Source organism: uncultured Sulfuricurvum sp., assembly GCF_937936435.1.
In the GTDB taxonomy this organism is placed as follows: Bacteria; Campylobacterota; Campylobacteria; order Campylobacterales; family Sulfurimonadaceae; genus Sulfuricurvum.
The window spans coordinates 1-8,326 of sequence record NZ_CALDDG010000054.1 but is presented as its reverse complement, the minus strand read 5'-3'; the positions used below and the strand labels follow the sequence as shown (position 1 = coordinate 8,326).

General features: G+C 46.9%; 11 protein-coding genes. 8 read left to right on the top strand and 3 right to left on the bottom strand.

What is annotated here, in order from left to right; genetic code table 11:
* The 5 genes from Q0389_RS06380 to Q0389_RS06360 form a co-directional block, all read left to right on the top strand.
* A partial coding sequence (locus tag Q0389_RS06380; protein ID WP_298692858.1) for a MarC family protein occupies positions 1-292 on the top strand: 292 nt, incomplete at its 5' end.
* 141 nt (positions 293-433) lie between these two features.
* Positions 434-631, top strand: a complete 198-nt coding sequence (locus Q0389_RS06375) for a hypothetical protein (RefSeq protein WP_298692857.1) — start codon at positions 434-436, stop codon at positions 629-631.
* A 20-nt stretch (positions 632-651) separates the two neighbouring features.
* The gene (locus Q0389_RS06370) at positions 652-2,190 is read left to right on the top strand and encodes a cytochrome ubiquinol oxidase subunit I (RefSeq protein ID WP_298692855.1); all 1,539 of its coding nucleotides are present in this window, start codon (positions 652-654) and stop codon (positions 2,188-2,190) included.
* Positions 2,183-3,295 carry a cytochrome d ubiquinol oxidase subunit II gene (locus tag Q0389_RS06365; RefSeq protein WP_298692853.1) on the top strand — a complete coding sequence of 371 codons (1,113 nt, stop codon included), beginning with the start codon at positions 2,183-2,185 and terminating at the stop codon, positions 3,293-3,295. Before Q0389_RS06370 ends, Q0389_RS06365 begins: the two co-directional genes overlap by 8 nt.
* A gap of 9 nt (positions 3,296-3,304) precedes the next feature.
* Positions 3,305-3,457 (top strand): hypothetical protein, encoded by a 153-nt coding sequence (locus Q0389_RS06360; RefSeq protein WP_298692850.1) that lies wholly within the window; start codon positions 3,305-3,307, stop codon positions 3,455-3,457.
* Here Q0389_RS06360 and Q0389_RS06355 read toward each other — a convergent pair.
* Positions 3,450-4,304 (bottom strand): transglutaminase family protein, encoded by an 855-nt coding sequence (locus tag Q0389_RS06355; RefSeq protein ID WP_298692848.1) that lies wholly within the window; start codon positions 4,302-4,304, stop codon positions 3,450-3,452. The genes Q0389_RS06360 and Q0389_RS06355 overlap by 8 nt on opposite strands.
* A gap of 187 nt (positions 4,305-4,491) precedes the next feature.
* Here Q0389_RS06355 and Q0389_RS06350 point away from each other — a divergent pair, with 187 nt between their 5' ends.
* Positions 4,492-5,220, top strand: coding sequence for a metallophosphoesterase (locus Q0389_RS06350; RefSeq protein WP_298692846.1), 729 nt, complete (start codon positions 4,492-4,494; stop codon positions 5,218-5,220).
* Between the two features lie 180 nt (positions 5,221-5,400).
* Positions 5,401-6,114 (top strand): glutamine amidotransferase, encoded by a 714-nt coding sequence (locus tag Q0389_RS06345; protein WP_298692844.1) that lies wholly within the window; start codon positions 5,401-5,403, stop codon positions 6,112-6,114.
* A gap of 54 nt (positions 6,115-6,168) precedes the next feature.
* On the opposite strand, the gene dgt is transcribed toward Q0389_RS06345, so the two are convergent.
* Positions 6,169-7,611, bottom strand: coding sequence for a dGTPase (dgt, locus tag Q0389_RS06340; protein WP_298692842.1), 1,443 nt, complete (start codon positions 7,609-7,611; stop codon positions 6,169-6,171).
* Between the two features lie 125 nt (positions 7,612-7,736).
* Between dgt and Q0389_RS06335 the strand changes: the two genes are divergently transcribed.
* The gene (locus Q0389_RS06335; RefSeq protein ID WP_298692840.1) at positions 7,737-8,108 is read left to right on the top strand and encodes a YbgC/FadM family acyl-CoA thioesterase; all 372 of its coding nucleotides are present in this window, start codon (positions 7,737-7,739) and stop codon (positions 8,106-8,108) included.
* Here Q0389_RS06335 and Q0389_RS06330 read toward each other — a convergent pair.
* On the bottom strand, positions 8,097-8,326 hold a 230-nt coding region (locus tag Q0389_RS06330; RefSeq protein WP_298692838.1), incomplete at its 5' end, for an ankyrin repeat domain-containing protein. The two genes, Q0389_RS06335 and Q0389_RS06330, sit on opposite strands and share 12 nt — an antisense overlap.

Below are 8,326 nucleotides of genomic sequence, written 5' to 3'. Positions count from 1 at the left end.
CATATCGGTGATTCCTATCGGTATCCCGATTCTATTCGGGCCGGGGGTGATCTCCACCTTGATGATTTTTAAAGCGAAGAGTACCGACTATATCGAGATCGCTTTATTGCTGAGTGCAGTCGTTATTTCGACGTTTATTGTCTATATTACCCTTAAAAATGCTATTTTTCTAACGAAAGTGCTGGGAGTTACAGGGCTTAAGATCATGACTCGGATTATGGGGCTTGTCGTCGGAGCCATTGCGGCTCAGTTCATCATTTACGGATCGAAAGCGCTTTGGCTTTCGGCTTGATCCGATGTGTAAATGAATGTTAACCAATAAAAATTTTAAGATCAGATTATAGATAAATCCAAAAGATTTTTTACAGTTTAAGTCGTTAACATTCGGTTTATGAATAGTCATTCAGAGTTGAATTGTTAAGGAAACACAGTAATGAAACGTTACGGTATTTTCCAAATGTATTACGATTTTTTTGCAAATCTTCGGCTAAAAAACAGCCTTGTTGCCGTATTTGCGCTTAAATTGCTTTTTATTTGGGCACTGTTTCATTTTTTATACGACGACCCTTACAAAACATCACCTCAAACCGCTCCTTCAGCGATTGCTGAAAAACTATCTCCTCCAAAATAACCGTTTATCTAAGGATACCCATGGAACTCGTCGATTGGTCCAGAGCACAGTTCGCGCTCACGGCTATATATCACTTTTTGTTCGTCCCGCTGACATTGGGACTCTCTTTTCTCGTCGCTATCATGGAGACGATTTATCTGAAAACAGGCGATGAAAAATGGCTTTCGGCGACCAAGTTTTGGGTTAAGCTGTTTGGAATCAATTTCGTAATCGGTGTCGCTACCGGTCTGATCATGGAGTTTGAGTTCGGAACGAACTGGAGCGCCTATTCGTGGATCGTCGGCGATATCTTCGGCGCACCGTTGGCGATTGAGGGGATTTTTGCTTTTTTCCTTGAATCGACCTTTTTTGTCGTTTTGTTTTTCGGATGGAACCGTGTTTCCAAAGGGTTTCATCTCCTTTCCTCATGGCTGGTTGCCATCGGAACAAACCTCTCGGCGCTTTGGATTCTTGTGGCGAACGGTTGGATGCAGCACCCCGTAGGGATGAAATTCAATCCCGATGCCATGCGCTACGAGATGGGCAATTTCTGGGATGTTATTTTTTCACCCGTCGCGGTGGCTAAATTTCTCCATACGATCGGAGGAGGGTATGTGACGGCGGCAATCTTCGTCGTCGGCGTATCGGCATGGTTTTTGATTCGCGGGCGTGAGACGCAGTTCGCGCGTCGCAGTATTATCGTGGGCGCTTCATTCGGTTTGTTCGCATCGATTTTTCTTCTCCTCAGCGGAGACGAATCGGCGCATCAGGTCGCTCAAAAACAGCCGATGAAACTAGCGGCTATGGAAGGGCTTTATACTGGAGAAGGACGAGCCGGAATCGTCGCGTTCGGTATTTTAAACTCCGATAAAGAGATCGGAGACGACCAGCCCGAATTTTTCGGAGATATCCAGATCCCTTATGCGCTTTCCATCCTCGGATACCATGATATCAACGCCTTTGTACCGGGAATCAACGATCTAATTGCGGGAAATGCAAAATTCGACGTTATGAGTGCGAGTGAAAAAATCGCGCGCGGGCAAGCCGCACTTACCGAACTCTCTGCGTATCATGATGCGAAAAAAGCGGGAGACGCGCAGACGGCGGCGGCACATCTGAATGCGTTTGACGCAAACGAATCGTATATGGGATACGGTCATTTCACCGATCCGAAGCAGACGGTTCCTCCGATCGCATTGACGTTTTACAGTTTCCATCTGATGGTAGGTCTCGGATCGTTTTTTATCGTTTTGTTCATCGTCTTGTTGTATCTATCGATGACCAACGAGCTGATTCGTACCCGCTGGGCGTTGTGGATCACGTTTTTCTCCATTCCTTTGGGATTCGTGGCGTGTGAAGCGGGATGGATCGTAGCGGAAGTAGGGCGTCAGCCGTGGGTTATTCAGGATCTGCTGCCGACGATGAAAGGGGTGAGCGCGTTAAGTGCGCAAAGCGTGCAGATCACCTTTTGGATGTTCGCAGTACTTTTTACCGCTTTACTGATCGCTGAGATCAAAATCATGATCTCGGCAATCACAAAAGGGCCTCATATCGCTGAAAAAGGAGACGATCATGTTTGAGACATGGGAATTGCTATGGCTTCAAAACTACTGGTGGGGAATTGTCTCGCTGCTCGGCGGATTTTTGGCGATGATGCTGTTTGTTCAGGGGGGACAGGCATTAATTCCGTCGCTCGGGAAAAACGAAGCCGATAAGACATTGCTTTACAACGTATTCGGGCGCAAATGGGAATTAGGATTCACAACTTTGGTGCTGTTCGGCGGAGCCGTTTTCGCCGCGTTTCCCCTCTTTTACGCGGTGAGCTTCGGCGGAGCCTATTTTGCATGGATGGCGCTGCTGTTTGTTTATATCGTCCAAGCGGTCTCGTATGAATACCGAACGAAAAAAGGGAATGTCTACGGTTCCGGAGTGTTTGAGACTTTTTTAAGCATCAACGGCTATCTTGCTCCGTTTTTGATCGGCGTCATCATTGCGACGATGTTCTCGGGCAGTCCGTTTATGATCGACGGTACGAGATATACTCAATGGATGGCCTCCACGCGCGGTTTGGAAGCATTGAGTATCCCGTTCAATCTGCTAGGGGGAATCAGTGTTGTATTGGTTTCGCGCGTTTTGGGGATGCTGTATATCACCAACAGCGTGAGGGAAGAATCGATTATTCGGATAATTGAACGCAAACGCATTAAAGAGACGATCATCACGGTTGCCTTTTTAGGCGCATTTGCACTCTGGATTTTTCTCCTTCCGGGGGCTGCGAGTATGAACGGCCAAATTTCAATAGAACCGAACCGTTACTTGCATACCTTTATGCAATATCCGTTGAGTATCTTCCTCCCGTTTGTGATCGGACTCGGACTATTCGTCTTCGGCGCTTTCAAAGGAGCTAAAATCGGTTTCTGGTTCGCATCGGCCGGGACGGTGATGATGGTATTCTCGCTGCTCTTTTCGACCGGTGTGGGCGGAGCTCCGTTTTACCCTTCGACGAGCGATATCCAAAGCTCATTGACGACTTTTAACGGCTCGGGAAGCCGATATATCCTTGCCGTTATGGGATACGTGTCGCTGTTTGTCCCGGTCGTCTTGGGATATATCGCGTATGTCTGGCGCTCTATGGCGCGTCCGGTGACACACGAAGAGATCAAAAACGATCCCTTCAGCTATTAGGAGAGAGATATGGAATACATCGAATCATTATTATGGCTTGCACTTTGGCCGATCGTTATTTTTCTGGGGTATAAATTTGCCAAGCTGAACCTGCGTCATTATCGGAAGATGGAACGCCTCGAAGAGCTGGAAAAAATCTACGCCGAGGAGACGGCTAAATAAGAGGGGTAACCCACACTCCTACCGCAAGACTTGAAATTGCTGTACCCGCAAATGATCCGGAAATCGGAGGGACGGCTTCGGGAAGTCTCGCTACCGCTACGGCGATATGATCGCTTCCCGCCATTTTTCCTATCGAGGGATCAAACCCTTTCCACCCCGCACCCGGTAAATAGACTTCCGCCCATGCATGGGTTGATCCGATCTGTGCAGCCATCAGCGGTGCATAGAGGTATCCGCTGACAAATCGGGCCGCCAGTCCCAATGAACGTACTGCCTGCATAAACAAAAAAGCAAAATCACGACATGATCCGCTCCCGTAAGCGAGAGTTTGTTCCACACTTTGTACTCCGGGTTCTTCGCGGATGCGGTAAGCGAGAGTACGGTATATGTATTCGTTGATCCGCTGCAATAAGGTATAGGTCTGAATTTTTTCACCGGGATGCCAAAAATTCTTTATCCATTGATTGACGCTTGCAACACTGTGCGGATCGGGTAAAGCCTTGTATGCAGAGAGTAAAATTTCCTCTTCCCCTCGATAGACGAACGGATAACGCAGGGCATAATCGCTCACGATAAAATCCAAAGGAGCTTCGTTATATTGTTGAATAATTACTTCGCTTTCGATCAGCAGTTGGGTGGTTGGTAGAGTGAAAGTGGCAATAGCGACGGAGTTTCCTTCTATGTCCCGGTGCCAAAGAAGTGCCGCGTCGGGAGTCATTTTAAGGATAAACGATTCGATACGCAGCTCGTAATCTTCTCTCGGGCGCAAAAGCAAACGGTGTGGGCCTAAAATCACCGATGAAGAATAATTGTAGTAAGTACGATGGAAGATTTTATAGCGCTGCATGATCTCTCCCTCTTTACCGGATATGGTTATAGCATAATACTGTTACAAGATATGAAATAGGTTGAGGAGAAATTATTATATACGTATAGTACGATTTTTAGTGTAGAATTATTTTTATATGCAATAAATTTAATTACAAAAGTAAATCGTTTAAATTCAAAAGTACGGTACTGATCAAGGAACTGTTATGAATCACTATGTTATCGGCGATGTTCACGGCCATTACAGTACCCTCATGAAACTCGTTGCACGCCTTCCGACAGACGCGCGTCTCGTATTTGTCGGCGATTTGATCGATAGAGGACCACAGAGCGCGGAGGTGGTTCGATACGTTAGAGAAAACAACCATTTGTGCGTCATGGGTAACCACGAAGAAGCGATGATCACTCAGGGATTTGTGATAGGACGCTGTTTCGAGACGGGCGAAGAACTTCCCTCGCACAGTATATGGTTCAGTAACGGCGGTGTTGCGACGCTTCGGTCCTATCGACTGGTCAAACTCGAAGAGGGCAAACCGATCAAAGCTGATGATTATGCCGAGGGACTTCAGCGATTCAAGGAGGATATGAAATGGATGGAAAAACTCCCCCTTTATTTGGAACTGCCGATCGAGCATCCATCGCAAAAAACGGTTGTCGTTTCTCATGCTCCGATTGCTACGGCGTGGGCAATGCGAAAAGTCGAATCGCTGTACGGTACTTTTGCCAGACTTGTTACGACCAACCGCCGCGATCCCGATTCCGCAGATGCACCGATTTTTAATATCTTCGGGCACACTCCGATGCAAAACGGTCCGCGTATCCGGGATCATTTTGTTAATATCGATACGGGGTGCTATAAGGAAGAAGAGGGGTATGGATTGTTAAGCGCATATTGCATCGAGACGGGAGATGTGATGAGTGTAAAAAGAGAGTAGCCGTATGACACAGGAATCATATCGCCTTATGTGTATGTGCGAAGAGAATTCCATCGATACGATCGGATATCAAAACGGCGGTTATGCTCTCATAATTTTTTAGTCTGACGCGTAAATTTTAGGCATATTCTCCGATCCTTCCGGATAATTTTCTTTTACAATACCGTAAAAAGAAATAACATGAAAAATATCTGTATTATTAAGACCGGTTCGACATTCAAAACGATGCAGGCCGATCTGAACGATTTTGAAGATTGGATCACGGATAAACTCTCAACAGCGTGTTCCAGAATCTTCACGGTACATGTAGAAGCGGGCGAGGAGCTGCCGGATTTGAGTCTATGCGACGGCGTGATCGTCACCGGATCGCACTCGATGGTCACGGACGAAGAACAATGGAGCAAAAAAACAGCGAGCTGGCTGGCGGATACGGTAGATCGTCAGATACCGTTACTGGCGATATGTTACGGACACCAGCTTCTGGCAAAAGCGATGGGGGGCGTATCGGGATATCATAACGACGGTATGGAAATCGGTACGGTAGAGATCCAAACGACACCGCATGCCCATGAGGATGCGCTGTTCCGTGATTTCCCCGAGAACTTTATGGGACACACGATCCATTCCCAGACGGTTATGACCCTTCCCGAAGGTGCCGTCCGGCTGGCATTCAACGGACATGATAGCAATCACGCGTTTCGGATCGGAGAACGTGCGTGGGGGGTGCAGTTTCATCCCGAATTTGATGAGGTGATCATGAACGCTTATATCGAAGAGGTCGCGCAGGAAAAATCATGGTCACGGGAACGGATCACGGCATTGCAAAAAGAGACTCGAAAAACGGCGGAAGCCACAGCATTATTGAAAAGATTCGAAGCCTTGATATGCGAATAGAGTAGCGGCCTTTTTTCTAAAGATACACAAACCTGCTTTTACGATACTTTTGTATTACAACGCCATCAGCGTTTGATACTCGTTGAGGGCGAAATCGTCTGTCATCCCACTGATGTAGTCGGTGACGAGCCGGACACGGTAATACCATTCGAGTATCTGAAACGATTCGCGATTATCTCTCTCCAGTGATTTGACATCATTTTTGTAGGCGACGATCTGTTTGGGAGAAATGCGGCGGATCAGCCGCATCGCGATAAAACAGTCGATTTTTTCATCTTGAATCAATTTCGAGAAATCGTCCGCACTGAGTTGTAATATCGGTTTGTAGATATTCAGCAGTTCGTTGACGATCGTATACCCTTGAAGTTCCAGCGTCTGAACCTCTTTGTTTTGATAGATGTGTTTAGCGGAGAGTTTTTCGAGTATTTTGACCGCTTTGTAGTATTTGCTCTCTTTGGCATAGTCGAGTAACGCGCAGTTGAAAGACCCCTGAAATATCGCGGTATGATTTTCGATATAGATATCCACGACGTGAAACACCAGCGATGTGACGAGTTTGGCTTTGATCAGGGTAAAAAACATATTGAACTGATACGGCTCGTCGTTTTGTTTTGCCTGATTGTACCGATCTTCGATGATTTCGAGAAGATAGTCTTCCCCTTCGGCTTCGCATGCCTTTTTGATGAGATCATAGACCTGATCGAGCGTCAGTATCCCTTTTTCGACAGCGTCTTCGAGATCGGCGGTCAGGTAGGAGATGTCATCGGCCGCCTCCATGATGTAAGTGAGGGGAAAACGGTGCCCCGATGCGACGCCGAGGGTTTGCTGCACCTTTTCGATAAAAGCGTGTTCGCTGTAGTAAAAGCCTGGCTTTTTCTTGAGATAACTTAGCACGTCTTCTTTGGGAGGTTTTGTCTCATACGCTCCTCTCGTGTATTTGAGTACCGAGAGAGTCTGGGTATAAGAGAGGTTGAGGCGCTGGAGTTTGGATATGACCCGGATCGCCTGTGCGTTGCCGTCGTAGTTGCAGATATCTTTCGCTACCGTCTCTTTGATGTTCTGTGCGTCGGGTGTTGTCGCGGAGAAGGCATCGAGTATCGGCACGGCGTTTTCTTTCATCCATTTGTTGATCGTCTGCTCCGCGAAATGACCGAACGGAGGATTGCCGATATCGTGCAGCAGACTCGTCATCTCCGCCGTGGAGACGAAAGCATTTTCGAGTTCTTCGAGACCGTAGGTACCCAGCCCCTCACGTTTAAGCTTCGAGAGGATTGTTTTTGCGATAAACCGCGCCACTTGAGCTACTTCGAGAGAGTGGGTGAGGCGTGTGCGGATCGAGGCGTTAAGTTCCAGAGCGAATACCTGCGTCCGTTTTTGGAGACGACGAAACGCGGGGGAGGAGAGGATACGTCCGCGGTCACTTTCGATCGAGTAATCGAGGTTCTCGATAGGGTTGAATTCTCTGTCGGTCGTTATTTTTTTGGTATAGTCAATCATGGATAACCTCGGTGATTTTTATCATTACTTAAAATTTAGGGAGTCTTATTTGATGTACAGTAATAATGTTTTACTTATATGGATGTTAAAATGACTCTTTTAAATATATTCTGATAAGGTTTGTGATGCAAATACGAGTCTATTATGAAGATACCGACGCGGGCGGGATCGTTTATCATTCCAATTATCTAAACTTCTGCGAACGGGCGCGAAGCCATCTTTTTTTTGATGTCGGACGTTCTCCGATATTGGAAGAGGGGCATTTTGTCGCCAAACATATCGAAGCCGATTATCTCAAAAGTGCAAAACTCGGTGATATTTTGGACGTGGCGACCGAGCTGGAAGAGATGAAAAATGCGTCGTTTACATTAGTCCAAAAAGTCTTTCGGGGAGATGAGAAACTGTTTGAAATGAAAATTGTGCTGGTCTATATCGACTTTGACGGGAAGATGCAAAAAATTCCCGAGAAAGAGAAAGGCTTTTTCTTAGCGTTGTAAGAGAGGTTTGAGCTTCGGAGCCGCTTGTTGGATCGCTTCGGCGATCTCTTTGTTTCCTTTTACCATAGCTATATCCAGCGGAGTCATTCCATCCGTACTCATGGCATTTCCGGATGCGCCGTTTTGGAGCAGATAGCGGACGATATCGGTAAACCCTTTCCATGCCGCTAAATGCAAGGCGGTAGCACCGCCGCTGTCTTGGGCATTTACATCCGCAC

Excerpts from the sequence above, each read along its gene's own strand:
- dgt (WP_298692842.1), bottom strand. The coding sequence starts at position 7,611 with ATGATTGACTATACCAAAAAAATAACGACCGACAGAGAATTCAACCCT.
- Q0389_RS06355 (WP_298692848.1), bottom strand. The coding sequence starts at position 4,304 with ATGCAGCGCTATAAAATCTTCCATCGTACTTACTACAATTATTCTTCA.
- Q0389_RS06360 (WP_298692850.1), top strand. The coding sequence starts at position 3,305 with ATGGAATACATCGAATCATTATTATGGCTTGCACTTTGGCCGATCGTT.
- Q0389_RS06335 (WP_298692840.1), top strand. The coding sequence starts at position 7,737 with ATGCAAATACGAGTCTATTATGAAGATACCGACGCGGGCGGGATCGTT.
- Q0389_RS06345 (WP_298692844.1), top strand. The coding sequence starts at position 5,401 with ATGAAAAATATCTGTATTATTAAGACCGGTTCGACATTCAAAACGATG.
- Q0389_RS06350 (WP_298692846.1), top strand. The coding sequence starts at position 4,492 with ATGAATCACTATGTTATCGGCGATGTTCACGGCCATTACAGTACCCTC.
- Q0389_RS06375 (WP_298692857.1), top strand. The coding sequence starts at position 434 with ATGAAACGTTACGGTATTTTCCAAATGTATTACGATTTTTTTGCAAAT.
- Q0389_RS06365 (WP_298692853.1), top strand. The coding sequence starts at position 2,183 with ATGTTTGAGACATGGGAATTGCTATGGCTTCAAAACTACTGGTGGGGA.
- Q0389_RS06370 (WP_298692855.1), top strand. The coding sequence starts at position 652 with ATGGAACTCGTCGATTGGTCCAGAGCACAGTTCGCGCTCACGGCTATA.